Here is a 24,787-nt window from a genome sequence, read left to right on the forward strand (position 1 = left end):
GTTCAGTCTTCCTGCAAACGGGTGACGCGGAATGCCTGTACGCGGCGGTCGTCGGCTTCGGTGACATGGAACAGATAGTCACCGATGGCGATTTCTTCGCCCACTTCGGGCAGATGGCCAAACTCGGAGGTGCACATGCCGCCGACGGTGTCGAACTCTTCGTCGGAGAAATGCGCGCCGGCTTGCTCATTGAAATCGGCAATCGGGGTGAGGGCGCTGACCACCCAACCGCCGCCCGACTGTTCATGCATGAGCTGGGGTTCTTCCTCGTCGTCGTGCTCGTCGTCGATCTCGCCGACGATCTGCTCCAGCACGTCTTCGATGGTGATGAGGCCGGCCACGCCACCGTATTCGTCCACCACCAGCGCCATGTGATTGCGTGTGTGGCGGAACTCGGCCAGTAGCACGTTCAGGCGCATGGCTTCGGGAATGAGCACGGCTGGGCGCAGCACGGTGCTGATATCGAAATGGTTGCCGTCGCCGACGAACTTCAGCAGATCCTTGGCGAGCAGGATGCCGAGAATGTCGTCCTTGTCTTCGCCGTGTACGGGGAAGCGCGAATGGCCGGATTCGACCACGGTGTCCAGGATCTCGCGCAGTGGCGCGTCGGCGGAGAGCATCACGATCTGGGCGCGCGGCACCATCACATCGTCTACGCTCAGCTCGGTAACCTTGATCGCACCCTCCACCATGGTGAGGGTGTCATTGGACATCAGGCCATTGGCCTGGGCGGTGCGCAGCTCGTCGATGAGCTCCTTCCGGTTGCGCGGCTCGCCGGAAAACATGTGGCCCAGTCGATCCCACCATTTGCGATGGGCTGGGCCGCTGGTACTGCCAGGGTCCTCGTTCATTACTCGTGTGAATGCAGCCCGATACCGGGCGGAAAGGCCAGTCTAGCGGAAAATTCGTGACGATTCAGGAACAAGGGCGCAACGCACCCCCTTCCGGCCCTGCCGGGTCACCCCTGAGAAGGGTAGGGAGGGCTCAGGCTTCGTAGGGGTCGGAAATGCCCAGCCCAGCCAGAATCCGGGTCTCCAGGGCCTCCATGGCCTCGGCTTCCGCGTCCTCTATGTGGTCGTAACCGAGCAGGTGCAGCACGCCGTGCACGGTCATGTGCGCCCAGTGATCGCGCGGGTTCTTGCCTTGCTCCTTCGCCTCGCGGGCGACCACGGGCGCACAAATCGCCAGGTCGCCGATCAAGGGCAGTGCGATGCCTGGCGGCAATTCCACCGGAAACGACAACACGTTGGTGGCGTAGTCCTTGCCTCGGTAGTCGCGATTGAGCGCGCGTCCCTCATCCGTGTCGACGATGCGGATGGACAGCTCCGTCGCCTTGCGACGCCTGGCGCCGCGCAAGGCCGCCTCGGCCCATGCACGGAAGCTGGCCGCCGACGGCACGCCTTTGCGTGGCACGGCATAGCCGACAGATAGCGTCAGGGGTGTGCTCACTTGGACTGGTCCTCGGAGGCCTGTTCGAACGCTTCATACGCCCGCACGATCTTGGCCACCAGCGGATGGCGCACCACGTCGCGCGAGGTGAAGAACGTAAAACTGATGCCTTCCACGCCGCGCAACACCTCAATGGCATGGCGAAGACCCGAGCGCACATTGCGCGGCAGGTCGATCTGGCTGACATCGCCGGTGATCACCGCCACCGAGCCGAAGCCGATGCGCGTAAGGAACATCTTCATCTGCTCAACGGTGGTGTTCTGTGCTTCGTCGAGGATGACGTAGGAGTCGTTAAGCGTACGGCCGCGCATATACGCCAGCGGCGCAATCTCGATCACGTTACGCTCGATCAGCTTGGCAACCTTTTCAAAGCCGAGCATTTCATAGAGCGCGTCGTACAGCGGGCGCAGATAGGGGTCTACCTTCTGGCTCAGGTCACCCGGCAGAAAGCCCAGCTTCTCGCCGGCTTCGACCGCAGGGCGAACCAGCAGCAAGCGCTGCACACGGTTGGCCTCAAGCGCTTCGACGGCGCTGGCGACGGCCAGATAGGTTTTGCCGGTGCCTGCCGGACCGACACCGAAGCTGATGTCATGCGTGGTGATAGCGTGCAGGTAACGCGCCTGGTTCGGGCCGCGACCCTTGATCACGCCGCGCTTCACCTTGATGGCGACTTCCTGTGCGCTCTCGGCGGCATCGTTGACGATGGCGTCGATGCCCGAATCGGCCAGGTGCAGGTTGATCTTGGCGCCGTTGAGCGACTCGTTCGCAGTCACATTGTAGAGCGCGCGCAGCACCTTCTCCGCGACGTGCGATGCGCCTTCGTCGCCGATCACCTGGAACAAGCCGCCGCGGTGGTTGATCTCCACGCCCAGACGCAGCTCAATCTGGCGCAGGTGTTCGTCAAAGGGGCCGCAAAGGTTGGACAGCCGGGCGTTGTCTTCCGGCTCGAGGGAAAAGTCGCGTTGGTTCAGGCCGTTGGTCATGGGTCGTGTCAAAGATGCCGATGCATCACATAGACGTCGGTGGCGCCGTGTGCCGTATGGCGGAACGCGCCAGGCACCTTGCCGACAATGTGGAAACCGTGGCGCTCCCACAGGCGCACCGCGGTGGTATTGGTCGAGACAACAAAGTTGAACTGCATGGCGGTGAAGCCCGCGTTGCGAGCCTCCGCCATCGAGTGCTCGCACATCAGCGAGGCGACACCCTGGCCACGTGCGGTAGGCGACACCATGTAACCCGCGTTGGCGACATGGTCGCCCAACCCTGGCTGGTTGGGGCGAAGCATATAGCAGCCCAGCACCCGATTTTCCCGCTCAGCGACGAAACAGCGCGTGGGTGGCGCCGTCCACCAGTCACGGGCCTGCTCGAAACTCAGATCCGGCGGGTAGCTGTAGGTGTCGCCAGCGGCGACCACGCTACGGAACAGCGGCCACGCCAGTGCGAATTCATCCGCACCGATTTCCCTGATCGTGAGCAGTGCGATCACGAGGCCAGTGCGACGTCGTCTTCTGCCAGTTTCACGCGGCCGCGCAACGAGTTGCTCATGGCCTCCGTGATCACCACGTCGATGAACTGGCCGATCATGCGGGCGTCGCCGGGGAAGTTCACAAAGCGCATGTTCTCAGTGCGGCCGGTGAACTCGTGAGGGCTCTTCTTGCTGGGCTTTTCCACCAGCACACGCTGCACGGTGCCCACCATCGCCTCGTTGATGAGGCGCGCGTTCTCGTTGAGCTTGGCCTGCAGGCGGGCCAGGCGTGCGTGCTTCACATCCGACGACGTGTCATCGGCGAGGTTGGCCGCAGGCGTGCCCGGGCGTGCCGAGAAGATGAAGGAGAAGCTCTGGTCGAAGCCGACGTCTTCGATCAGCTTCATGGTCTTTTCGAAGTCCTCGTCCGTTTCGCCTGGGAAGCCAACGATGAAGTCCGACGAGAGGCAGATGTCAGGACGCACGGCGCGCAGCTTGCGAATCTTCTGCTTGAATTCCAAAGCGGTGTAGCCGCGCTTCATCGCGGTGAGGATGCGATCGGATCCGGCTTGCACCGGTAGATGCAGGAAGTTGCACAGCTGCGGCACGTTGGCGTACGCCTCGATCAGCGAGTCGGAGAACTCGAGCGGATGCGAGGTGGTGAAGCGGATGCGTCCAACGCCTTCAATCTGCGCGATGGCGTGGATCAGCACGGCGAGATCGGCAGTGCCACCATCGTGCGTGGGGCCGCGATACGCATTGACGTTCTGGCCCAGCAAAGTCACTTCACGCACGCCTTGTTCGGCCAGCTGTGCGATTTCGACGATTACGTCGTCGAACGGACGGCTGATTTCCTCGCCGCGGGTGTAGGGCACCACGCAGTAGGAGCAGTACTTGGAGCAGCCTTCCATGATCGACACAAAGGCGGTGGGGCCTTCGGCGCGCGGTTCGGGCAGGCGGTCGAACTTCTCGATCTCCGGGAAGCTGATGTCCACCTGTGGCTTGCCGGAGGCGCGCTGCGCCTCGATCAGCTCGGGCAGGCGGTGCAGCGTCTGCGGGCCGAACACCAGGTCCACGTACGGCGCGCGCTTGATGATGTCCTGGCCTTCCTGCGAGGCCACGCAGCCGCCCACGCCGATCAGTACCGGCTTGCCGCCCTGCTTGTGTTCCTTCCAGCGGCCGAGCTGGCTGAACACCTTCTCCTGGGCCTTCTCGCGGATCGAACAGGTGTTGATCAGGATGACGTCCGCTTCGGATTCGTCCTGGGTCAGTTCCAGCCCGTGCGAGGCCTTGAGCACGTCCGCCATCTTGGCCGAGTCGTACTCGTTCATCTGGCAGCCGTGGGTTTTGATGAAAAGCTTGCCGGTCATGGATTCAGACACCGTAGTTCAAGGGGCGGTGGGTCGGCCGCCGAACCGCACAGTTTACGCGCCCCAGGCCGTTGCTGCCACTCGAACGGCCGTGCTGGATCAATCACTTGCATGAAGATAGGGGTGAGCTGGCAACCCAAACCGGCACTGCCGCACGAAACAGCCTGGCGCCGCTTGGCGTGGGCCCTCACGCAGCGCACACTCCCGCCAGGCCGGGTGCCTTGCAATAAGGCGCCCGGGGAGTGAAGGAAGGGGGATGCATGTCGATGTTCGACCGCGCAATGGCTGCCGCCTTGGCGGGGTGGCCGAAGGGGAGCTCGTGATAGGGCTGCCCCGTACGCGGCTGGGCATGTCGGCCCTTTGGCGGCTGGCGGCTGGCGGTGTGTTGGCCGTTGGGCTGCTGGGAACACCTCTGCGTGCCCACGCTGGTGCGCTTTACCGTTGCGAAGGTGCATCGGGCGAAGTCGTGTTTAGCAGCAGCACAGCAGGTTACTCAGGGTGTAGCCGTGTTGCTGGCGCGCCGGAGCCGGTGCGACGCAAGCCTGCTGCCCCCAAGGTTCCGGCCGCTTCGCTGGGTGCCGTGCAGGGTTCGGCAGCGACGACGGCTGGCAAGGTTGCAGCCGTGCCGCCTCCGCAGCCGCCTTCACTTGCCTGGGTCACCGACTCGGTCAAGACGACTGCACGCGAGGTCCCGGCCCCCGCGCCAAGCCAGCCGGCTGGCAAGCCAGGGCAGTGGAGCTATAGCGAGGCAGGTCCGGCACGGGCGACGTCGGTGCCGGACAAGCCGGTGGCCAATGTGTCGACGGATGGCGACCGGGTGTTGCGCGGCGCGGTGTATCGGGTGGTGCGCAAGGACGGCAGTATCGAGTACACCAACCTGAAGCCGGCAGGGCAGCAGGGGCATGCGGTGACCATGCTGTTCAGCTATATCGCCACCTGCATGGCCTGCAATCTGCACTCCACCATCCGCTGGGACTCGGTGACGCTCAACCTCTCCGCGTACGCCGACGTCATTCAACTGGCCAGCCAGGAATCGGGCGTGAATGAGGCGTTCCTGCGCGCCATCATCCATGCAGAGAGCGCGTTCAATCCCCGCGCCATGTCGATCAAGGGTGCCCAGGGGCTGATGCAGCTGATGCCGGGTACAGCATTGGATATGGGGGTGAGGGACGCCTTCGACACTGCGCAGAACATTCGTGGCGGCGCCCGCTATCTCGGTTTGTTGCTGCGTACCTTCAATGGCAACGAGCGTCTGGCGGCTGCGGCGTACAACGCGGGCCCTGGGGCAGTGCAGCGCTACAACGGCGTGCCGCCTTATGCCGAAACGCAGGTTTACGTCGAGCGCGTAGGTACGTTGCGTCGACGCTATGGGCAGGCTATTGGACCGGTGGGCGGGCATGCACCGGTGGCCGCTGCGGGTATCTCAACTATCCAGTGAGGCCGTCGGTCTCGGCGGCGGGCGTTGCGCGAGGATCACTTCGGTGTGGAACGGCGTGCCGTTGCGCAGGCCCGACACTTCCACCTTGCTGCCCGGCTTGAGTGCTGCCTCGTGGCGGCGCAGGTCGGCCGGGTCGACGATGTCGTCCGAACCGATGCGCAACAGAATGTCATGTGGCTGGATGCCCGCCTGGGCTGCCGGTCCACCGGGGTAAATGTCGGTGACCTGGGCGCCGCGCGCCGCCGCGGGCAAACCACTATCTGCAGCCACTGGCACAAAAGTGTAGTCCGCGCCCATCCATCCGCGTACCACGTGGCCAGTGTCGATGATCTGGTCCAGCACGCGCTTGGCGCTGCTCACCGGAATGGCAAAGCTGATGCCCTCGGCATTGGCGGCCTTGCCGATCAGCAAGGTATTGATGCCCACCAACTCGCCATCAGTGTTGACCAGCGCGCCACCCGAGTTACCCAGGTTGATGGCGGCGTCGGTCTGGATGAAGTCTTCCGGGCTGGCGCCGTTGAGCTGTCGGCCAATGGCGCTGACGATGCCCATGGTGACCGTCTGGTTGAGGCCCAGCGGGTTGCCGATCGCGAGCACGACATCGCCGGTGCGCACCGGCGTGTGGTCGGCGATCTGGATCACCGGCAAATTGCTGGCATCGATCTTCAAAACCGCCAGATCGGTTTCCGAGTCCGCACCGACCACTTTCGCCTTGGCGACGCGACCGTCGTAGAGCAGGATCTGGATGTCGTCCGCGTTGGCGATCACGTGGTTATTGGTGAGCACGTAGCCCTGGCTGCTCACGATGACGCCCGAGCCGAGGCTCTGTTCACGCCGCTTGTAAGCCGGGCCTGCGGGGCGACCACCAAACAGGCGCTGCAGCACTGGATCGGTGTACATCTGCACGGCTTGCTCGGTGACCATCTTGTTTGCATAGATGTTCACCACCGACGGTGCCGCTTTGGCGACGGCATCGGCATAAGAGGTCGGACCACTGATGCGTCCGGTCTGCGTCGGTACGGTTGGCGCGACGCCCCCTGTCTGGGGGAAGCCAAATGATTGTCGCAGGTGGTTACCTACACCCGGCCACACGAGTCCGATGACGAAGGCAACCGCCAGCCCCAGGACGACGAAGCGGGCGATAAAAGCGAGCGTGCCTGCGGCATGTTTCATGTCGTTATGCGTTTCGTGGCAAGGCGTTAGGACAGATGGAACGTTAAAGCGGCAGACGCAGCGCGTTGATTGTACGGGCCATGCCCTGACGCTACACTAACAGTGTTTGCGGGAGCCAAATTCTGCTGGCGCTTGCGAAGCGGGTTGTCCCGGGAGATTCCCGGTACGCCAGGTACCGGGGGGAGTGATGCCATGCAGCACACGCTGCGTGATCATCGTGCTGGTGCTATGCGTGCCTGCTGTCGTTTCAGGGGAGTCTTTAGGGTTTTTCGGATTGCGAGTGGCGGTGTTTTGCCGCGCTACGCATCGACACGCTTGGCAAGTACCTGTGGAACTCATTAAGTTCCGCGTCTCAATGGCATGTCAGTTCCGGAGAGCCTGATGGCGAACGAAGTCGTCGATCATGGCCGCCGCCGCTTCCTCACAGCGACCACCGTAGTGGTCGGTGGTGTGGGAGTCGTCGCGGCAGCCGTGCCTTTCATCAAGTCGTGGGAGCCTAGCGCCCGAGCGAAATCTGCGGGTGCGCCGGTCACGGTCGACATCAGCAAGATCGAGTCGGGCCAGAAGGTGACCTTTCCCTGGCGCGGTCTTCCCGTCTTTGTCGTCTACCGCACGCAGGCCCAGCTGGATGCGCTGCCCAGCCAGGACAGCCGTCTGGTCGACGCGAAGTCCAATCAGGGCTCAGCCGAACAGCAGCCGAAGTACGCGCAGAACGAAGTGCGTTCCATCAAGCCGGAATGGCTGGTGCTGGTGGGCCTGTGCACCCACCTCGGTTGCGTGCCTGACTTCGTCCCGGTGATGAAGCCCGAGCCGTTCGATCCGGAGTGGAAGGGCGGCTTCTACTGCCCCTGCCACAAGTCGCGCTACGACATGGCCGGTCGCGTTTACGCGGGCGTGCCGGCACCGAAGAACCTGGAAGTTCCGCCGTATCACTTTGTCGACGATACGCACATCCAGATTGGCGTGGATCCGAAGGAGGCCGGCTAATGGCCAACGTAGTCACGCGTATCGGCGATTGGGTCAACGAGCGTGCGCCGGGCATGATGCCCGCGTACCGCAAGCACATGACCGAGTATTACGCGCCGAAGAACTTCAATCTTTGGTATTACTTCGGTTCGCTCGCTCTGCTGGTGCTGGTCAATCAGATCGTCACCGGCATCTTCCTCACCATGAACTACAAGACGAGTGCGGCGGAAGCCTTCAACTCGGTCGAGTACATCATGCGTGACGTGGAGTGGGGCTGGCTGATCCGCTACATGCACTCCACCGGCGCCTCGCTGTTCTTCGTGGTGGTGTTCCTGCACATGTTTCGCGGCCTGATGTACGGCTCGTACCACAAGCCGCGCGAGCTCGTGTGGCTGCTGGGCATGCTGATCTTCCTTGCGCTGATGGCCGAGGCCTTCATGGGCTACGTGCTGCCTTGGGGCAACATGTCGTTCTGGGGCGCCAAGGTGATCATCTCGCTGTTCGGCACCATCCCGGTGATTGGTGGTGGCCTGGTCGAGTGGATCATGGGTGACTACCTGCCGGCAGACGCAACGCTCAACCGCTTCTTCGCACTGCACGTGATCGCGTTGCCGATCGTGCTGTTGCTGCTGGTCGTGCTGCACCTGGCCGCGCTGCATGAAGTGGGCTCGAATAACCCGGACGGCGTGGACGTCAAGCACGGCCCGAAAGGCAACCGCTGGGATCCCAAGGCACCGACGGATGGCATTCCGTTCCACCCGTACTACACGCTGAAGGATCTGGTGGGCGTCGGCTTCTTCTTGCTCATCGCCGCGTTCATCATCTTCTTTGCGCCGACCTTCGGCGGTTGGTTCCTGGAGCACGACAACTTCTTGCCCGCGAACAACCTGGTGACGCCGACGCACATCAAGCCGTCGTGGTACTTCACCCCGTTCTACGCGATTCTGCGCATGATCCCGTCGTTCTTCGGCACAGCCTTCTGGGGTGTGCTGGGCATGTTCGGTGCCATTGCGCTGCTGTTCCTGCTGCCGTGGATCGATGCGGGCAAGGTGCGCTCCATTCGCTATCGTGGCACGGGCTTCAAGGTGGCGCTGATGACGTTCGCCGGCTCGTTCATCGGACTGGCCATGGTGGGCGCTGGCGTGATTGGTGAGCTGGCTCTCAGCTGGTTCCCCGATAGCGCGACGTTTGCAGAGAACGCTTTCGGCCGCGTGATGACTTTCATCTACTTCGGGTTCTTCGTGTTCCTGTGGTGTTACACGCACTTTGGTTGGGAAAAGACCAAGCCGGTGCCGGAGCGGGTGGTGTTTGACCATGACTAAGCGACAGACCCCGATGAAGAAAGCCATCTACTCGTTTGCGCTTGCCGTGGGCCTGCTGGTCGGCGTCACCTCGACGGCATCCGCCGAAGAGGGGCTGCCGTCCGCCGGTACCAACATCCGCGATCAGGCCTCGCTGCAGCGTGGCGCCAAGTTGTTCTTCAACTACTGCGTCGGCTGCCACTCGCTGAAGTATGTGCGTTACTCGCGTCTCGCCGAGGATCTGGGCCTGACTGAAGACGAGGTCATGAAGAACCTCAACTTCACCGGTGCCAAGTTCGGTGACCCGGTGATGTCGCACATGCCGGACGAGCTTGCCCAGCAGTACTTCGGCAAGGCGCCGCCGGATCTCTCGCTGGAAGTGCGTTCCAAGGAGCAGGGCCCCGACTGGGTGTTCGGCTACCTCAACTCCTTCTATCTGGACCCGTCCCGCCCGGTGGGTTGGAACAATGCGGTGTTCCCGAACGCCTCCATGCCCAACCCGCTGTGGGAGCTGCAGGGCCTGCAGACGGCCGTGAAGAAGGAAGGTTCCGAAGACGTGGAGAAGTTGGAGCTTTCGCAGCCGGGCAAGCTCACGCCGGCGCAGTTCCAGCAGGCCACCCGTGACCTGACGGCTTTCCTCGAATACGCCTCCGAGCCGGCCGCGCTGCAGCGTCAGCACTACGGCATCTGGGTGCTGCTGTTCCTGGCGGGCTTCACTTTCCTGGCATATCTGCTAAAGAAGGAGTACTGGAAGGACGTCCACTAAGGCGTCACTTTCCAGCGACTACGGTACGGCGGCAACAAGCCTTCGAAAGGCTGGGCCGCCGTACCGGTTTCAAGCCGATGGGGAGATCGCGCATGGTCCAAAGCGCTCGTTCGCGTACCGCACTCACCCTGTACACCACCGCAGATGGCATCCAGTGCCACCGCACGCGTCTGGTGCTCGCCGCCAAGGGCGTCAGCTACGAAAGGGTCATGGTGGACCCGGCCAAGCCCCCGGAAGACCTGCTCGATCTGAATCCCTACGGCACCACGCCGACCTTGGTCGATCGCGACCTGACGCTCTACAACACGGCGGTCGTTTGTGAGTATCTCGACGAGCGCTATCCCCACCCGCCTTTGATGCCCATCGATCCCCTGTCCAGGGCACGTTTGCGCCTGGCCACTGTGCGAATCGAGCTGGACTGGCTGCCTGAAATCGACACCATCCGGGCAGGCGGACGCCCAGCTGATGCGGCCCGCAAGCGCATGCGCGAACACCTTCTGTCCTCCCTGCCGCTATTCAAGGCGTCACGCTTCTTCCTGAACCCTGAGATGAGTCTTACCGACTGCCTGGTGGCACCGGTGATCTGGCGGTTGCCGTGGCTGGGGGTGGACCTGGGGCGCGAAGGCAAGCCGATCCTGGACTATGGCGAACGCCTGTTTGCCAGTCAGGGCTATGTGCGCAGCATGACCCCCGACGAAAAGGCCATGCGGCCATAGTTCGTCGCGCGCCTGATTTCAGGTGGAGAAAGAGGGAAGTAACCCCAAGTGAGCCCGGGTGGCAGCTCAGGGCGGCCGCATGACTACCATCGTGCGACAAGCCGCCTCGGCTGGCATTACACTTTGCGCATCTACCCGGCGTGACTCCTGACGACCCTCGCGGAGCCGGCCATCCACAGGCTTTTGAATGACCGACGACAAGCTCCCGCCGATGACCTCCAATCGTCCCTACTTGCTAAGGGCGATTTATGACTGGATCACCGACAACAATCTCACCCCCTATGTGCTGGTGGATGCCGGGCGCGAGGGGGTGCGGGTGCCGCCTCAGGTCGTCAAGAACGGACAGGTGGTGCTGAACCTGGCCATGCGGGCCGTGGCCAACCTGGATCTGGGCAACGATTGGATCAGTTTCCAGGCCCGCTTTTCCGGTGTCAGCCACAACATTCACATCCCGATGCAGGCCGTGCTCGCGCTTTATGCCCAGGAAAACGGGCAGGGCATGATGTTCCCGGTGGAAGAGGGTGGTGACCAGCCCCCGCCGTCGTCCCCCGACCCCGAGGACACACCGACCCCGCCCGAAGGCGACCAGGCTGGTGAGAAGCCCAAGCGCAGCGCGCCTTTCCTGCGCGTGGTGAAGTAATCGGGCTGTTCGCCCGACGCCTTGTCGGACCGGCGTGCATCGGCTCCCGATGGAGCTCGATGCCATGAAGTCCGACTTAGTGAAGCTTGTTGTCGTTGCGTACCCGGGGGCGCAACGGCACCACGTTATCCGATGCCGGTGCCGAGGCGTGATCGTCCTTCATACCCGGCAGGTGGCTCTGGATTGTGGGCAGGCTCAAGCCCGTGAGGGTGCGTCCGACCAGCCATAGCCGTCCAGGCTCGCGATCGTTGCCGTCAATGCTCACTTCGAAGGTGTAGCAGCGTTCCAGTAGCCAAGGGCCACGCTGCCGGACCAGGTGCAGAGCACGCAGTCCCACGGTCTCATCGAGCAATTGCAGGCCGTGCTGACGGCATTGCAGGCGGGCTTCTGCGATAGCCTGCTCGCGGCCGCGGCTAGCCTTCAGCCATAGGCCGATGATGGCCAGCAGCACCAATAGCACGATCAGGTCCGGGATTTCGCTCATGAGGCGAGAGTGTAGTCGCCTTGGACGGCTTGCAAGAGCGGACTCCCGAAGTAAATGGCGGGAGCCTGCCTCTTGCGTATCCGGTCTCAGTCGAGCTGCAGTCGCAGCGACAGATCCACCGCGCGAACGTGCTTGGTCAGCGCCCCGACCGAGATGAAATCGACCCCGGTCTGCGCGTAGTCGCCGATGGTGGAAAGGTCCACATTGCCGGAAATCTCCAGCTGCGCCCGCCCGTTGGTGATGGCTACGGCTTCGCGCATCAACGGCAGCGTGAAGTTATCCAGCATGATGCGGTCCGCTCCGGCGGCCAGTGCCTGCTGCAGCTCGTCGAGGCTTTCCACCTCGATCTCCAGCAGCAGGGACGGGTGCAGGCGTCGCGCCGCTTCGGCGGCCGCCGCGATGCCACCGGCGGCAATGATGTGGTTTTCCTTCACCAGGATGGCGTCGTACAGACCGACACGGTGATTGTGGCCACCGCCGCAACGCACAGCGTATTTCTGCGCAAGTCGCAGCCCGGGCACCGTCTTGCGGGTGTCGAGCACACGCACGCCAGTACCCGCCACCGCAGCCACATAGGCAGCGGTGATGGTGGCCGTGCCCGACAGCAACTGCAGGAAATTGAGCGCAGAGCGCTCGGCGGTCACCATGGCGCGCGCATTGCCTTGAATGCTGCAGATCACCGAGCCGGCTGCTGCGCGGTCACCATCACCCAGGGCCCAGTTGATCTGTACCTTTGGGTCGAGCTTTCGGAAGCAGGCGTTGAACCAGTCGATGCCCGACATCACCGCATCCTCGCGGCAGGTCAGCGTGGCGCTGGCCTTGGCATCGGCTAGCAAGAGGTCGGCAGTGGCGTCGCCGGTGCCGATGTCTTCGGCAAAAGCGCGCTCGACATCCGCCCGAATCAGCTCAGGCGAAAACGGGGCAAGGTTGTTTGAGGTCATTCGGAGGCTGATGGGTTCGCCGAGGCCGGTTGGCTGAGACGACCGACAATGGCATCCAATGCACGATCGAACAAGGCGGTGGATTCAAGCACGCGGGCCGTGCCGCTGGAGAGCGCGGTAGCCAGTTCGTGCGGTGAGTAGTCGGCCACCTTGAGGCCGCGGCGGTTCACGAACAGATAGCGTCCGCTCATCGGGCTGATCCACGAGAGCTTGGCACGCTCGAGGGTGTCCGGGCCCGACGCGAATTCGAGCCAGGTGCCCGCTTTGAGCTCCGCCACCAAACGCATTTCCGCCGTATCGAGTGGCGGTTCCTGCGCCGGTTCGGAGCGGGCCAGCTCTGCCTCGGACTCGGCAATGGGCTGGATGCTCTCGGGGATCGGTAGGGCGGTGGGTTCTTCCACGGCCTGCACATCCGCCTCCGGCAAGGATTCGCCGAGCTGGTGGCGGTAGTAGGTATGCAGCTGGGCCAGCAGACGATCGATGTCGCTTTCCTGGAAGGCGACATTGGCCAAGCCGCGGCGCAGCGCGCGCTCGATACCCGGCAGCATCTGGCGCAGGGCGCGACGCTCGTCGAGCGTACGTGCCGGCTTGGTGCTATCGATGAAGTCGTTGGCAAAGCGCAGGGCATCGCGGAATTCGCTGGATTCCTCGCCCTGACGCAAGATCGTCAGCACCAGATAGTTGGCCCAGGCGCGCGACAGGATGCCATGCACCAGCGGCGGCAGGTTGCGACCGTCTATACGGCTGAGGATCTCGCGGGCGGCGCGGCGACGCGCCTGCTCCAGCTTCTCGCGGCCCCGGGTAGATTCGGCCACACGCTGCTCCGCCAGTTCGGCGCGGCGGCGGCTGATGTCCTGGAACTCCTGCAGCTCGGTGCACAGGCGTTCGAATATGGTCAGGTCGTCATCGAAGTCCTGCAGCAGGCGGTCGACGATGGACTTGATCTTGTCGTGCAGGCGATGGTCGCGGTCTGACTCGGCCGACCAGCCCTTGGCCGAGTCCGCCAGGCTGTCCAGCAGGCGGCGCGCCGGGTGCTGGCGGTGGGCGAACAGCTTGCGGTCGAGAATGGCGACCTTGAGATACGGAATCTGCAGGCGTGCCAGCAGTACCTGCATTTCAGTCGGCAGGTTGCGGTCTTCGAGGATGAACTCGAACATCATGCCGACGAGGTCGATGGTGTCCTCGTCGATGGTCGATACCTGGCTCGGCTTCTCACCGCGCAGCGAACCGATCTGGGCCAGCAAGTGCTCTTTGAGCTGCTGCACTTCGCCGGTCAGCTCCAGGGCATTGCCCCCGTGTAAAGGCAGTTGCTGGCTGATCGCGGCCTGACTCTGCAGCACGCTCAGCGCACCGATAAGCTCATTGGCGCTGGGCAGCTGCAAGGCGCCGGCCGGGACACGCATGGCCGTTTCCGGTCCGCCACGTCGCGCGCTGAACAGGGTGCGCAGGGTCTGAAGCAGTTCGTTTGACGCGCCGCCGTCGTCCTCGCCGAGGAAGGGGCCGGCCTCAGCTTGTGCGGCTCCGCCCGCAGAAGCGCCCGCTGCGGCGCCGCCCGCACGCTGGCCGCCCGCGCGAGCCACTTCGTGGCGCAGCTGCGGCAGCACGCCTGCGCGCACCAGCTCGGCGTTGATTTCCTGGTAAAGCTCGTCCAGCGAGGACAACACGTAGCGATCGAACAGCTTGTAGATGATCAGCTTGACGCGCATTTCGGCGTTGAGCTCACGCATGGCCTGGCGAAATGCCTGGGACAGCGCAGCCGGGCCCACCGGGTTGGTCGCGTCTTCGATCTTGATGCCGCCATAAATGACGGACAGGCGCTGATTCACGGCGAACAGTTCGCGCGTCAGGCGCGTTTCGTTCTTGCCGATCATGCTGGTGATGGCCAGCGATTCTTCCAGCTCGTTGTCGGCCACCAGCGACAGCTCTGCCGAGCCGACGGGCAAGGAGACACCGTTGCTCGGAGTGTTGCGGTAGTTGGAGGCGAATTCACTCAGTCCGCGAGCGGTCTGCGCGAGAAAGGCTCGTTCGACCATCGGGCGAAGCTTGCGCACCTCGCGCATGCCGTCGAAGTAGTGCATCTGCGCGGCATTGTTCTCGGCCTTCTCCGCCAGGTCGAACAAGGCGTCGTCAACATGCTCGAACATGCCGTTGATCAGAACCTGCAGACGGCGGCCGGCGATATCCCGGACGGTGTTCAAAAGGGCGCCTCCGCGCTCGCTGGACGGGTCCAGGCGCTGGCTCAGGCTGACGATATTGGAAGGTTCACTGGCGTCTTTCATCGCCACACCCCTGAAGTGATGCCGACGTGCGTCAAGCCCTTTCCGACAATACGCATACCTACAATAAGGTAAACGCAGGCGTGCTGTCATTGGGCGCGTCGATATATGTCGACGCGATCACACAGCACGTGGGTTCTTGCGGTGTCGGGGCCGTTCCGAGGCTCAGGCTGCAGCCGGGAAATGGGTCAGCTGGAGGGTGCCGATACCCTCCTCCGGCAGCATCACGGGGATACCGTCGGCAACCCGGTAGATCACCTTGCGATCGGTCGTGATCAGGCCTTCCGACAGCGGGTCACTCACGGCGACGCCGCCGACGTTCTGGACCTGCCCAGCACCGATGGCGCTGTTGAGGGCGTCCAGCTCAGGCCGCTGAAGGAGGCGAACGGGGACTTTGCTGACCGGGCAGCAAAGGATATCGAGCAGGCGTTTGTCCATAGGAGCGGGATCGTGCCGAGACGCGGAAAGTCCGTACAATAACCCTTTTGGATGGCTTGGGTCATGACCTCGACTTCCCTCCCGCCGCGTGTGGGTGTTGTGATGGGCTCCCGTTCGGACTGGGAAACCATGGAGCATGCGTCCAGCGTGCTGACCGAGCTCGGCGTCGCGCACGAGGTGCGTGTGGTCTCCGCGCATCGCACCCCTGACCTGTTGTTCCAGTACGCTGAAGAAGCTGTCGGTCGCGGCATTCAAGTGATCGTGGCCGGTGCCGGTGGCGCGGCTCATTTGCCGGGCATGTTGGCGGCCAAGACACGCCTGCCGGTGTTTGGCGTGCCGGTGCAGTCCAAGGCCCTCAATGGGATGGATTCGCTGCTCTCCATTGCGCAGATGCCGGCCGGCATTCCGGTGGGTACGCTGGCCATTGGTCGTGCCGGTGCAGTGAACGCGGGGCTGCTGGCCGCTTCGGTGCTGGCGCTGCATGACCCGGCTCTGGCCACCGCTTTGGATGCGTACCGCACCCGGCAGACGCAGAGCGTGCTGGATCATCCGGACCCGCGCTCGTGACCGCCCGTCGTCAACCCGTACTTGGCATTCTGGGTGGTGGACAGCTCGCCCGTATGCTCGCATTGGCCGGTGCGCCGCTGGGCGTGAAGAGCCTGGTGGTCGACAGCGCCGCCGATGCCTGTGCCGGGCAAGTCGCCCCGCTGGTTGTGGCTGACTGGACTGACTACGACGCGTTGGACCATTTCGCGCGTCAGGTCGACGTGGTCACCTTCGACTTCGAGAACGTACCGGCCGAAACTGCGCATTGGCTTGCCAAGCGCGTGGCGGTGTTCCCGGCTCCGCGTGCGTTGGCGGTGGCGCAGGATCGCCTGGCCGAGAAAACCCTGTTCCGCGAATGCGGCCTGATGACGCCGGAATTCAAAGCAGTCGATACCCGCGAGGAACTGGACAAGGCGCTGGCTATCGTTGGTGCGCCAGCCATCCTCAAGACCCGTCGCCTGGGCTATGACGGCAAGGGTCAGTTCCGGATCAAGACCTTGGCCGACGCAGATGCTGCCTGGGCTGCGCTCGGTGCGCAGGCTACGGCACACGGGCTGATCCTTGAAGCCTTCGTGCCGTTCGATCGCGAGCTGTCAGTGGTGGCAGTGCGTGGGCGCCAGGGGGAATTTCGCACCTGGCCGCTTACCCAGAACTGGCATACCGACGGCGTGCTGTCGCTGAGCCTGGCACCCGCGCCGGACATCACGGCGCTGCAGGAACGCGCCACCGAACTGGCCCGCACGCTGGCCGAGCAGCTGGATTATGTGGGCGTGTTCGCGCTGGAGTTGTTCGTGAAGGACGGCGAGTTGCTCGGCAACGAGATGGCGCCGCGCGTGCACAACTCCGGTCACTGGACCATCGAAGGCGCGCTCACCAGTCAGTTCGAAAACCACGTGCGCGCCGTACTTGGATTGCCGTTGGGTGATACCTCGGCGCGAGGATTGTCGGCGATGTTCAACTGGATCGGCGAGCTACCCGATGCCGCGCCGGTATTGGAAGCCGTGGATGCGCATTGGCATGACTACGGCAAGCAGCCACGTGTCGGGCGCAAAGTGGGGCATGCCACCGTGTGTGCGCCCAATAGTGGCCAATTGGTAGAACGGCTTTCTGGTATCGCGCATGCGCTTGGTCGTGACCAGCAAGCGGGGCCGGCCGTCGGCAAGCTGATGGAGAGCAAATAAGCACCGTCACTGTAGGAGCGCACTTGTGCGCGACCGCAGCGCGTTGGTGTATCGCTTGGTAGGCTTGTCGCGCACAAGTGCGCTCCTACAGTAGAAGCAAAAGAAAACGGGGCCGCCGGCCCCGTTTTCTTTATTGGAATGACCAGAACAATCAGGCCAGATTCTTGGCTGCAAAGTCCCAGTTCACCAGGTTCCAGAACGCCTCGATGTACTTCGGACGGGCGTTGCGGTAGTCGATGTAGTACGCGTGTTCCCACACATCGCAGGTCAGCAGCGGCTTGTCGCTGCCGGTGATCGGCGTGGCGGCGTTGGAGGTGTTGACGATGCCGAGCGAACCGTCCGGACGCTGCACCAGCCAGGTCCAGCCCGAACCGAAGTTGCCGACGGCGGACTTGGTGAACTCTTCCTTGAACTTCTCGACCGAGCCGAACGCCTTGGTGATGGCGTCGGCCAGCTTGCCGGTCGGCTCCTTGCCGCCGTTCGGGCTGAGCGAGTGCCAGTAGAAGGTGTGGTTCCAGATCTGGGCGGCATTGTTGAACACGCCACCGGAGGACTTCTTGATGATGTCTTCCAGCGCGGCGTTCTCGAACTCGGTGCCCTTGATCAGGTTGTTGAGGTTGGTCACGTAGGCCTGGTGATGCTTGCCATAGTGATATTCCAGCGTCTCCGCGGAGATGTGCGGTTCGAGCGCGTTCTTTTCATACGGCAAGGGGGGGAGTTCGATCGCCATGGGTGGCTCCTGGGCGTTGGCTGAGGAAAGGAATCGGGCTTAAGGCAACACTGATCAAGTATCACCGTCGTCATGATGTCTGGAAGGCCCGCAGGCTATGCCGCGCGGCGCCGGGAAGACTGGCCGTCTTGCCAAACCGTGCGGTATAGCCTGCGGGCCTTCCAGGCATCACCCACCATCATCTCAAAATTTATAGGTTGGGCCAGCCCTGTCTGTCCGCATGCCTTCGGTCCCTTGGCTCGGCAGACGGCCAGTCTGCTTTCGCCAATGGCCCTGTGGCCTGCGAACAGACAGGGCTGGTGACGACGGTGATACTTGATCAGTGTTGCCTTAAACGGCCGCAGATGGGGCGACCACTGAGGTACGACTGATACACTATCGATCTAAGCGCATTATGAATGACAAACCTATGGACGTTAACGAGCGAATCAAGGCCGTCTTGGCCGAACACGCCATCGTGCTCTTCATGAAGGGCACGCCGCAGTTCCCCATGTGCGGGTTTTCCAGTCGCGCAGCGCAAGCGCTGAAGGAAGCGGGGGCCGAGTTCCATGCCGTCAACGTGCTGGCTGACCCCGAGGTACGGGCCGCATTGCCGCATTACGCCAACTGGCCGACGTTTCCGCAGCTCTTCATCCAGGGCGAGCTGATTGGCGGCTGCGACATCATCGAGGATCTGAAAGCCTCCGGTGAGCTGGCGCGCATGGCTGCGGACGTGGCAGGGACCGACTCCTGATGACGCTTCCGTTTGCACAATTGCCGAAGGATTGGGCACCGGCTGAGGGTTCGTTGGCCGGTCGCGTGGTGTTAGTGACTGGCGCCTACGGCGGACTCGGTGCGGCGGTTGCGCGCGCCGCTTCGCGTGCCGGCGCCACGGTGGTGATTACCGGCCGGCGCAAGCGCCAGCTGGAACAGCTCTACGACGCCATGGTGAGCGAAGGTTTGCCAGAGCCCGTGATCCATCCGCTGGATTTGGAAGCGGCCACACCGAAGGATTACGAAGCGTTGGCTGATGGACTCGAGCGCGATTTCGGTCGCCTGGACGGCATCGTGCACGCTGCTGCCAGTTTCAATGGGCTCACGCCGCTGGCGGTGCACAAGCCAGATGATTGGCTGCGCGCATTGCATGTGAATGTGTCGGCACCTTTTGCGCTCACTCAGGCCTGCACATCGTTGCTGGCTCAGGCGCAGGACAGCGCTGTGGTGTTCGTGCTGGACAACCCTGAGCTGATGCAGCGTGCACATTGGGGTGGCTATGGCGTGTCTAAGGCCGCGCTGGAGCGTTACGTCGAAATCCTGCATCAGGAAACCGAAAAGACGCCGCTGCGCGTACACGCATTGCTGCCGGGACCGATGCGCACCACGCTGCGTCGAGCCGCCTATTTCGGCGAGGACACCACCATTCAACCGCTTCCGTATGCCACCGCCGAAGCGGTGGTGTACTTGCTTGGCACGCAGGGCGCAGTAGCCCGTGGCGCAGCGCTCGATCTGCGAGCGCAAGCATGATCGCGCCACAGGGGCAGTACTGAGATGGAAGCGCAGATGACCACGCTCTCAGCGGCGATCCTGCTGTTTTTGATCATGGATCCGCTTGGCAATATCCCGATCTTCCTCAGCCTGCTGAAGGATGTGGCACCGAAGCGCCGTCGACGCGTGATGATTCGCGAGCTGCTGATCGCCCTCGGCGTGCTGCTCGGCTTTCTTATCGGTGGCCAACATATTCTCAAGCTGCTGCAGCTGAGGCAGGAGTCCATCAGCATCGCCGGTGGCATCGTGTTGTTTCTGATCGGTATCCGCATGGTGTTTCCGCCGGCGGATGGTGGTGGCATTTTCGGCAAGCCGGGTGAGGGCGAGCCCTTTATCGTGCCGATGGCGATTCCCGGTGTGGCGGGTCCTTCCGCGATGGCTGCTTTGTTGCTGTTGACCAACACGCAACCGGGGCGCACCGCTGACTGGGCTATCGCCTTGCTTGGCGCGTGGTTGGCTACAGCAGTCATTTTGTTGTTTTCCACCTATCTGTTCCGCTGGTTGGGTGAGAGCGTGCTCACGGCGCTCGAGCGTGTGATGGGCATGTTGCTGATCGCGTTGTCCGTTCAGATGTTCCTGGGTGGTGTGGCGGCGTATTTGCATTTGGCCGTTTGAAACGCGACCCAAAGTCGCTTACGTGATCTTTCGGTCCTTTCCGCATAACCTTGCTGTCATAATCCGGGGCCAGCATTTGGGGTAAATCCCAGGAGGCGGTCATGCTCAGCGTTGAACAGACCCTCACCGAACGTCTGCCATGGTTGGCGCAACATCCCATGATCCGTCGGCCTGTGGCCGGCATGCTGGGCCGGCTGGCCGATGAGGATGGCTTCAATCGGGTGCTGACGGCCCTTGGTGAGGCCGAAGGCTTCGATTTCGTCGAGCGCGCGCTCGATCTGCTTGGCGTTAGCTACTACGTCAATCCCCGCGAGCGCGAAAACATCCCTGTGGAAGGTGGCGTGTTGATCGTCGCCAATCATCCGCTGGGGATGATGGATGCCTTGACCCTGCTGCAGATGGTCGGCTCGGTGCGCAGCGATGTGCGCATCCTCGCCAATGATTGGCTGATGTCGATCGAGCAACTGCACAAGCTGTTGTTGCCGGTGGATGTGTTTGGCAAGGGTGCGGCCTCCAAGATGCGCGACATCTATCGCGCGCTGGACAACGGCGAAGCGCTGATCGTTTTCCCTGCTGGCGAAGTGTCGCGCGTCGGTGCGTCAGGCGTCAGCGATGGTCGTTGGTCCGATGGCTTTGTTCGTCTCGCACAGCGCAGTCGCGTGCCGGTGCTGCCGATCCATATTTCGGCGCGCAACTCGGCGATGTTCTATGGCTTGTCGATGTTGGCCAAGCCGCTCAGCACGGCCATGTTGCCGCGCGAGGCGATTTCACCGACGAGTCGTCGCGTCGGCTTCAGCGTGGGGCAGCTGGTTTCGGCGGACGAGCTTGAGCAGCGCAGCGGCGGTTCGACCAAGCGCGCCGCCAAACTCATGCGTCGGCATGTTTATCGCGTGGGTCGTCATCGCGGCCTGATCTTCGGTGGTCAGGCGCCGCTGGCGCATCCCGAACCGACAGAACGCGTGGTGGCCGAGCTTCAATCGCAGGCCGAGAAGTTTGCGGATCTCAACGATGGCAAGCAGATCTGGCTGTTCAAGGGCGCTTCCGATAGCGCGGTGCTGCGCGAGATCGGGCGCCTGCGCGAGCTTACGTTCCGCAAGGTAGGCGAGGGCACCGGTGCACGCCGTGACCTCGATGCCTACGATCCGCACTACGAGCATCTGGTGTTGTGGGATCCGAAGGCGCTGCGCATCGTCGGCTCCTATCGTTTCGGACACGGCGCCCGCTTGATTACCGAACGCGGCATGTCGGCGCTGTACACCTCCAGCTTGTTCAATTACTCACCCGCACTTGAGTCGCGTCTGGCGCAGGGCCTGGAGCTGGGACGTAGTTTTATTGCGCCGGCCTATTGGCGTTCGCGTGCGCTGGATCAGCTGTGGCAGGGCATTGGCCTTTACCTGCAGCGTCATCCGGAGCTGCGTTACTTGTTTGGCCCAGTCAGCATGTCGGTGAGCCTGCCGCGCGAAGCACGTGAATGGATTGCCGCGGCTCATCAGCACTACTTCGGCGCCCCTGGCATGGCGTCGGCGCGGCAGCCCTTTGTGGTATCCCCGGCCGTGATCGACATGGTGCGCGACACGCTCGCCGGGCTGGATCCGGCGGCGGGCCTGGGCAAGCTCAAGCATCATCTGGACGCCCTCGGCGTCAGCTTGCCGGTGCTGTATCGCCAGTATGTGGATCTGGTGGAGCCGGAAGGCGTGCAGTTCTTCGATTTCGGCGAGGATCCGGGTTTCTCCGGCTGCGTTGACGGCTTGGTCATGCTTGACCTGGCCAACCTCAAGCCTGCCAAGCGCGCCCGTTATCTCAGCAAGTAGGGCGATGCCGTGATGCTTGCGGGCTGCTCGCAAGCATCACGGCTCAGCGCGCCATTTATTTCGGGACCGACAACTTTTTTCGATCACCTTGTGATCGAACGGTAAATTCTTTGTAAAATACTTATGTGAACCTTAGCCTCGCTGGTTAAAGCCCAAGGGGGCAATGCTTGCATTAGCCAGCGGGGTTCAATGGATTTTGTGATTTCTGCCCGACCTTTCACGGTCGGGCTTTTTTACGCCCTGAGAAAACGTTTAAATTTACGTTAAGTGACATGATTTTACGTTTACGGACAAACGTTTGCGCTATTTCTTTCGATTATTCGAAAGAAACTGCACGCGCCATGTCAATTTCCTTTTCTCCTTGCTGCTAGCTGGCTCCCCTTTGCGCCGGCTGCTTCCCCCATCCCCGTAAATCTGGAATCGACGAATAATGAAACGTAACCACCTTTCCACGGCGATCGCTGTCGTGTTTTGTATGGCTGCAGGTTCTGCTGTGGCGCAGGACGCCAGTGGCCCGACCGATCAGCCGAGCGCCAGCAAAGAGGCGGCCAGCCAGCGCAATAACGCGTCGAGTACCTCCAACACCACCACGTCCAACGACACCAAGCGCGTTCAGCAGCTGAACACGGTGACGGTGCAGGCTGACAGCCTGTCGTTGGGCGGTGGCCTGATGTCGGTGCAGACCGCGCCGAAGTCGGTTTCGACGATTACCCGCGACGCCATCATGAAGGCTTCGCCGGGCTCCAACTTCACCCAGATGATCGCGACCATCCCGGGCGTCAATGCCGCCACGGACGACGTCACTGGTCTGGCCAACGGTCACTACAGCATCCGCGGCTTCGACTCCTCGGACATCGGCATGACGATCAATGGTGCGCCGATCACCGACACCGGTAGCTATTCGGTGTACGCCACGGAATACGGCGACTCCGAAAACATGGGTGATATCACCGTGCTGCAGGGCATTCCGGACGTGGACATGCCGGACTCCGGCGCTTCCGGCGGTCACATCGGCTGGGCCACCATCGATCCATCGCACCAGGCTGGCGTCGATTTCACGCAGACCTTCGGCAACAACGACTACCGCCGCACTTTCATCCGCCTCAACACGGGCGATACCGGTCCGGTGCGCTCCTGGCTGTCGTACTCCAACAACAGCGCCGACAAGTGGCGCGGCCCGGGCGACATGAACGTGACCAAGGTCGACGGCAAGTCGATCTGGACGATCGACAGTGACAACTCCGTCAGCGCCTCGCTGCAGTACAACCGCGAAAACAATATCAACTATCGCTCGCTCACCAAGGCGCAGGTGGCGCAGAACGGCTACAACTACGACTACTCGCCGACCTGGATGCCGGGTTCCTCGCCGGCCGCCATCAGCAACAACACGTACTACTACGGCCTGCGCACCAATCCATTCCGCAGCTACCTGTTCAGCCTGGATGGCGAATTCAAGCTGGCTGACAGCCTGCGCCTGTCGGTGGTGCCGTACTTCTGGTACGGCAACGGCGGTGGCGGCGCCGGTGCCACGGTGACCGAGAGCACGTCGCCTCTGGACCGCTTTGGCTACGCCGATCAGGACGTCAATGGCGACGGCAAGGTGATCAACAACACCAAGGGCGTGGTCTATTCGTACTCGGCGGCTACCACTTACCGCCCGGGCGTGATCGCCAAGTTCAATCAGGACTTCGGCCTCAACAACAGCCTCGAATACGGCGTGTGGTACGAGCGCTCGCGCAAGAGCCAGGAAAATGTCTACGGCGCGGTCGACAACGAAGGTAACCCGGGTGACCTGTGGGGCCGTTCCAACTTCATCACCTTCCCGACCAGCGGCCTGCCGCAGAAGGTGTACGACGAGTACACCACGACGGAAATCAAGAAGGGCTTCGTCACCGACAACTGGACCCCGAACGACCAGTGGACCTTCACCGCTGGCCTGAGCTACCTGTGGGAGAACCGCAGCGGCTACGTGTGGGAGTATCCGGGCTCAATCGCAGGGGCCGTCTCCAAGCAGCAGAACTACAGCAACCTGGACAAGGGCTGGAACAAGTTCCTGCCTGCAGCTGGCATCAAGTTCCAGCTGGATGAACGTAACCAGTTCTTCATCGGCAGCGGCAAGACCTTCCGCGCGCCCACCAACACGGTGGCCTTGCTCAACACGCTGGACAACAAGGAGCAGGCCAACGCGCCGGAAACCTCCTGGAACACGGATCTCGGCTACCGTTACTACGGTGATGTGCTGTCGGTCAACGCGGATATCTACCACAGCAACTACAACAACAAGCAGCAAAGCGCCTACGACCAGGCGACCGGCTACACCTTCTACACCTCCGTGCACCGCATGCACATGGACGGTTTCAACGGTGAGTTGAGCTACAAGTTGGCGCAGCAGTGGACGGCTTACACCTCCTACACCTACACCCGCGCCAAGATCGTCGGCAGCATCGACGGCGGCAGCGGCGACGGCGTGTATCCGACCGACGGCAAGATGATGCCGGACACCGCCCGCCACATCGGCAACGTCAGCATTGGCTATGACGACGGTAGCCATCTGTGGGCCACCTTGTCGGCGCGTGTCACCAGTTCGCTTTACGGCGACTACATGAACACGGAGCGGGTGGGTGGCTTCACCACCTTCAACCTGGGTGCTGGGTACCGCTTCGACAGCTGGGATTGGCTGAAGAACCCGTACATCAAGTTGAACGTGACCAACCTCACCGACCGCAAGGCGTTCTCGTACGTGAGCTCTGCACAGTTCCTGGCCGTGGCCAGCGGCTCGCTGTACACCAGCTCGCCGACCTACGGACTGCTGCAGCCGCGTGCGTACATGGTGACCTTCGGTACCTCGCTCTTCTAAGTAGCAGCACCGCTGGAAGAACAGGCCGGCCCCGTAAGGGGCCGGCTTTTTTTTGGCCGCGCGATGGCATCGCCAGCATGGTTGAAAGCCCTCTGGGCCG

At 62.6% G+C, this 24,787-nt stretch carries 24 protein-coding genes; 13 read left to right on the forward strand and 11 right to left on the reverse strand.

Annotated elements, in window-relative coordinates:
• Positions 1–2 precede the first annotated feature (2 nt).
• The 5 genes from AC0GUR_RS00310 to miaB form a co-directional block, all read right to left on the reverse strand.
• Positions 3–851 carry an HlyC/CorC family transporter gene (locus AC0GUR_RS00310; protein WP_472875467.1) on the reverse strand — a complete coding sequence of 283 codons (849 nt, stop codon included), beginning with the start codon at positions 849–851 and terminating at the stop codon, positions 3–5.
• A 133-nt stretch (positions 852–984) separates the two neighbouring features.
• Positions 985–1,449, reverse strand: coding sequence for an rRNA maturation RNase YbeY (gene ybeY, locus AC0GUR_RS00315; RefSeq protein ID WP_472875468.1), 465 nt, complete (start codon positions 1,447–1,449; stop codon positions 985–987).
• A complete protein-coding gene (locus AC0GUR_RS00320) occupies positions 1,446–2,432 on the reverse strand; it encodes a PhoH family protein (protein WP_472875469.1) in 987 nt (328 codons plus the stop codon). Before AC0GUR_RS00320 ends, ybeY begins: the two co-directional genes overlap by 4 nt.
• A gap of 8 nt (positions 2,433–2,440) precedes the next feature.
• Positions 2,441–2,935, reverse strand: coding sequence for a GNAT family N-acetyltransferase (locus AC0GUR_RS00325; protein WP_472875470.1), 495 nt, complete (start codon positions 2,933–2,935; stop codon positions 2,441–2,443).
• Positions 2,932–4,284, reverse strand: a complete 1,353-nt coding sequence (miaB, locus tag AC0GUR_RS00330; protein ID WP_472875471.1) for a tRNA (N6-isopentenyl adenosine(37)-C2)-methylthiotransferase MiaB — start codon at positions 4,282–4,284, stop codon at positions 2,932–2,934. The genes AC0GUR_RS00325 and miaB overlap by 4 nt, the downstream gene beginning before the upstream one ends.
• Before the next feature lie 349 nt (positions 4,285–4,633).
• Here miaB and AC0GUR_RS00335 point away from each other — a divergent pair, with 349 nt between their 5' ends.
• On the forward strand, positions 4,634–5,722 hold the full coding sequence (locus AC0GUR_RS00335; RefSeq protein ID WP_472875472.1) for a lytic transglycosylase domain-containing protein: 1,089 nt from the start codon (positions 4,634–4,636) through the stop codon (positions 5,720–5,722).
• On the opposite strand, the gene AC0GUR_RS00340 is transcribed toward AC0GUR_RS00335, so the two are convergent.
• Positions 5,708–6,895, reverse strand: a complete 1,188-nt coding sequence (locus tag AC0GUR_RS00340; RefSeq protein ID WP_472875473.1) for a S1C family serine protease — start codon at positions 6,893–6,895, stop codon at positions 5,708–5,710. The two genes, AC0GUR_RS00335 and AC0GUR_RS00340, sit on opposite strands and share 15 nt — an antisense overlap.
• 381 nt (positions 6,896–7,276) lie before the next feature.
• On the opposite strand from AC0GUR_RS00340, the gene petA reads away from it, so the two are divergent.
• The 5 genes from petA to AC0GUR_RS00365 all read left to right on the forward strand — a co-directional run bounded on the left by petA (position 7,277) and on the right by AC0GUR_RS00365 (position 11,284).
• The gene (gene petA / locus AC0GUR_RS00345; RefSeq protein ID WP_472875474.1) at positions 7,277–7,882 is read left to right on the forward strand and encodes a ubiquinol-cytochrome c reductase iron-sulfur subunit; all 606 of its coding nucleotides are present in this window, start codon (positions 7,277–7,279) and stop codon (positions 7,880–7,882) included.
• Entirely contained in the window at positions 7,882–9,183 is a 1,302-nt protein-coding gene (locus AC0GUR_RS00350; RefSeq protein WP_472875475.1) for a cytochrome b, read from the forward strand. Before petA ends, AC0GUR_RS00350 begins: the two co-directional genes overlap by 1 nt.
• Positions 9,184–9,196: 13 nt before the next feature.
• Positions 9,197–9,928, forward strand: a complete 732-nt coding sequence (locus AC0GUR_RS00355) for a cytochrome c1 (RefSeq protein ID WP_472876275.1) — start codon at positions 9,197–9,199, stop codon at positions 9,926–9,928.
• Positions 9,929–10,020: 92 nt separating this feature from the next.
• Positions 10,021–10,644: a glutathione S-transferase N-terminal domain-containing protein gene (locus AC0GUR_RS00360; RefSeq protein ID WP_472875476.1), complete on the forward strand. Its 624-nt coding sequence runs from the start codon at positions 10,021–10,023 to the stop codon at positions 10,642–10,644.
• 187 nt (positions 10,645–10,831) lie between these two features.
• Positions 10,832–11,284 carry a ClpXP protease specificity-enhancing factor gene (locus AC0GUR_RS00365; protein WP_472875477.1) on the forward strand — a complete coding sequence of 151 codons (453 nt, stop codon included), beginning with the start codon at positions 10,832–10,834 and terminating at the stop codon, positions 11,282–11,284.
• Positions 11,285–11,360: 76 nt separating this feature from the next.
• On the opposite strand, the gene AC0GUR_RS00370 is transcribed toward AC0GUR_RS00365, so the two are convergent.
• From AC0GUR_RS00370 to AC0GUR_RS00385, 4 genes are all read right to left on the reverse strand, one after another.
• The gene (locus tag AC0GUR_RS00370; protein ID WP_472875478.1) at positions 11,361–11,768 is read right to left on the reverse strand and encodes a DUF3301 domain-containing protein; all 408 of its coding nucleotides are present in this window, start codon (positions 11,766–11,768) and stop codon (positions 11,361–11,363) included.
• An 86-nt stretch (positions 11,769–11,854) separates the two neighbouring features.
• Positions 11,855–12,709, reverse strand: coding sequence for a carboxylating nicotinate-nucleotide diphosphorylase (gene nadC, locus AC0GUR_RS00375; RefSeq protein WP_472875479.1), 855 nt, complete (start codon positions 12,707–12,709; stop codon positions 11,855–11,857).
• The gene (locus tag AC0GUR_RS00380) at positions 12,706–14,988 is read right to left on the reverse strand and encodes a DUF1631 domain-containing protein (protein ID WP_472875480.1); all 2,283 of its coding nucleotides are present in this window, start codon (positions 14,986–14,988) and stop codon (positions 12,706–12,708) included. Before AC0GUR_RS00380 ends, nadC begins: the two co-directional genes overlap by 4 nt.
• A 162-nt stretch (positions 14,989–15,150) precedes the next feature.
• Positions 15,151–15,423: a Trm112 family protein gene (locus AC0GUR_RS00385; protein WP_472875481.1), complete on the reverse strand. Its 273-nt coding sequence runs from the start codon at positions 15,421–15,423 to the stop codon at positions 15,151–15,153.
• A gap of 63 nt (positions 15,424–15,486) precedes the next feature.
• Here AC0GUR_RS00385 and purE point away from each other — a divergent pair, with 63 nt between their 5' ends.
• Complete coding sequence (gene purE / locus AC0GUR_RS00390) at positions 15,487–15,990, forward strand: 5-(carboxyamino)imidazole ribonucleotide mutase (RefSeq protein ID WP_267222726.1); 504 nt, start codon at positions 15,487–15,489, stop codon at positions 15,988–15,990.
• Positions 15,987–17,150, forward strand: coding sequence for a 5-(carboxyamino)imidazole ribonucleotide synthase (locus AC0GUR_RS00395; protein ID WP_472875482.1), 1,164 nt, complete (start codon positions 15,987–15,989; stop codon positions 17,148–17,150). Before purE ends, AC0GUR_RS00395 begins: the two co-directional genes overlap by 4 nt.
• Positions 17,151–17,301: 151 nt before the next feature.
• On the opposite strand, the gene sodB is transcribed toward AC0GUR_RS00395, so the two are convergent.
• The gene (gene sodB / locus AC0GUR_RS00400; RefSeq protein WP_472875483.1) at positions 17,302–17,880 is read right to left on the reverse strand and encodes a superoxide dismutase [Fe]; all 579 of its coding nucleotides are present in this window, start codon (positions 17,878–17,880) and stop codon (positions 17,302–17,304) included.
• A gap of 409 nt (positions 17,881–18,289) precedes the next feature.
• Here sodB and grxD point away from each other — a divergent pair, with 409 nt between their 5' ends.
• From grxD to AC0GUR_RS00425, 5 genes are all read left to right on the forward strand, one after another.
• The gene (grxD, locus tag AC0GUR_RS00405) at positions 18,290–18,613 is read left to right on the forward strand and encodes a Grx4 family monothiol glutaredoxin (RefSeq protein ID WP_472875484.1); all 324 of its coding nucleotides are present in this window, start codon (positions 18,290–18,292) and stop codon (positions 18,611–18,613) included.
• Positions 18,613–19,383 carry an SDR family NAD(P)-dependent oxidoreductase gene (locus AC0GUR_RS00410; protein WP_472875485.1) on the forward strand — a complete coding sequence of 257 codons (771 nt, stop codon included), beginning with the start codon at positions 18,613–18,615 and terminating at the stop codon, positions 19,381–19,383. Before grxD ends, AC0GUR_RS00410 begins: the two co-directional genes overlap by 1 nt.
• A 36-nt stretch (positions 19,384–19,419) precedes the next feature.
• Complete coding sequence (locus AC0GUR_RS00415) at positions 19,420–20,019, forward strand: YhgN family NAAT transporter (RefSeq protein WP_472875486.1); 600 nt, start codon at positions 19,420–19,422, stop codon at positions 20,017–20,019.
• Positions 20,020–20,120: 101 nt separating this feature from the next.
• The gene (gene olsF, locus AC0GUR_RS00420; protein WP_472875487.1) at positions 20,121–21,830 is read left to right on the forward strand and encodes a bifunctional ornithine lipid synthase OlsF; all 1,710 of its coding nucleotides are present in this window, start codon (positions 20,121–20,123) and stop codon (positions 21,828–21,830) included.
• 430 nt (positions 21,831–22,260) lie between these two features.
• Positions 22,261–24,687 carry a TonB-dependent receptor gene (locus tag AC0GUR_RS00425; protein WP_472875488.1) on the forward strand — a complete coding sequence of 809 codons (2,427 nt, stop codon included), beginning with the start codon at positions 22,261–22,263 and terminating at the stop codon, positions 24,685–24,687.
• The last annotated feature ends 100 nt before the right edge of the window (positions 24,688–24,787 follow it).

The sequence above is a fragment of the Dyella sp. PARNA 12/25 genome, assembly GCF_055702865.1.

Coding starts and splice junctions, on each gene's coding strand:
- AC0GUR_RS00310 (WP_472875467.1), bottom strand. CDS start 851: ATGAACGAGGACCCTGGCAGTACCAGCGGCCCAGCCCATCGCAAATGG.
- AC0GUR_RS00320 (WP_472875469.1), bottom strand. CDS start 2,432: ATGACCAACGGCCTGAACCAACGCGACTTTTCCCTCGAGCCGGAAGAC.
- miaB (WP_472875471.1), bottom strand. CDS start 4,284: ATGACCGGCAAGCTTTTCATCAAAACCCACGGCTGCCAGATGAACGAG.
- AC0GUR_RS00335 (WP_472875472.1), top strand. CDS start 4,634: ATGTCGGCCCTTTGGCGGCTGGCGGCTGGCGGTGTGTTGGCCGTTGGG.
- AC0GUR_RS00340 (WP_472875473.1), bottom strand. CDS start 6,895: ATGAAACATGCCGCAGGCACGCTCGCTTTTATCGCCCGCTTCGTCGTC.
- petA (WP_472875474.1), top strand. CDS start 7,277: ATGGCGAACGAAGTCGTCGATCATGGCCGCCGCCGCTTCCTCACAGCG.
- AC0GUR_RS00350 (WP_472875475.1), top strand. CDS start 7,882: ATGGCCAACGTAGTCACGCGTATCGGCGATTGGGTCAACGAGCGTGCG.
- AC0GUR_RS00355 (WP_472876275.1), top strand. CDS start 9,197: ATGAAGAAAGCCATCTACTCGTTTGCGCTTGCCGTGGGCCTGCTGGTC.
- AC0GUR_RS00360 (WP_472875476.1), top strand. CDS start 10,021: ATGGTCCAAAGCGCTCGTTCGCGTACCGCACTCACCCTGTACACCACC.
- AC0GUR_RS00365 (WP_472875477.1), top strand. CDS start 10,832: ATGACCGACGACAAGCTCCCGCCGATGACCTCCAATCGTCCCTACTTG.
- AC0GUR_RS00370 (WP_472875478.1), bottom strand. CDS start 11,768: ATGAGCGAAATCCCGGACCTGATCGTGCTATTGGTGCTGCTGGCCATC.
- nadC (WP_472875479.1), bottom strand. CDS start 12,709: ATGACCTCAAACAACCTTGCCCCGTTTTCGCCTGAGCTGATTCGGGCG.
- AC0GUR_RS00380 (WP_472875480.1), bottom strand. CDS start 14,988: ATGAAAGACGCCAGTGAACCTTCCAATATCGTCAGCCTGAGCCAGCGC.
- AC0GUR_RS00385 (WP_472875481.1), bottom strand. CDS start 15,423: ATGGACAAACGCCTGCTCGATATCCTTTGCTGCCCGGTCAGCAAAGTC.
- purE (WP_267222726.1), top strand. CDS start 15,487: ATGACCTCGACTTCCCTCCCGCCGCGTGTGGGTGTTGTGATGGGCTCC.
- sodB (WP_472875483.1), bottom strand. CDS start 17,880: ATGGCGATCGAACTCCCCCCCTTGCCGTATGAAAAGAACGCGCTCGAA.
- grxD (WP_472875484.1), top strand. CDS start 18,290: ATGGACGTTAACGAGCGAATCAAGGCCGTCTTGGCCGAACACGCCATC.
- AC0GUR_RS00410 (WP_472875485.1), top strand. CDS start 18,613: ATGACGCTTCCGTTTGCACAATTGCCGAAGGATTGGGCACCGGCTGAG.
- AC0GUR_RS00415 (WP_472875486.1), top strand. CDS start 19,420: ATGACCACGCTCTCAGCGGCGATCCTGCTGTTTTTGATCATGGATCCG.
- olsF (WP_472875487.1), top strand. CDS start 20,121: ATGCTCAGCGTTGAACAGACCCTCACCGAACGTCTGCCATGGTTGGCG.
- AC0GUR_RS00425 (WP_472875488.1), top strand. CDS start 22,261: ATGAAACGTAACCACCTTTCCACGGCGATCGCTGTCGTGTTTTGTATG.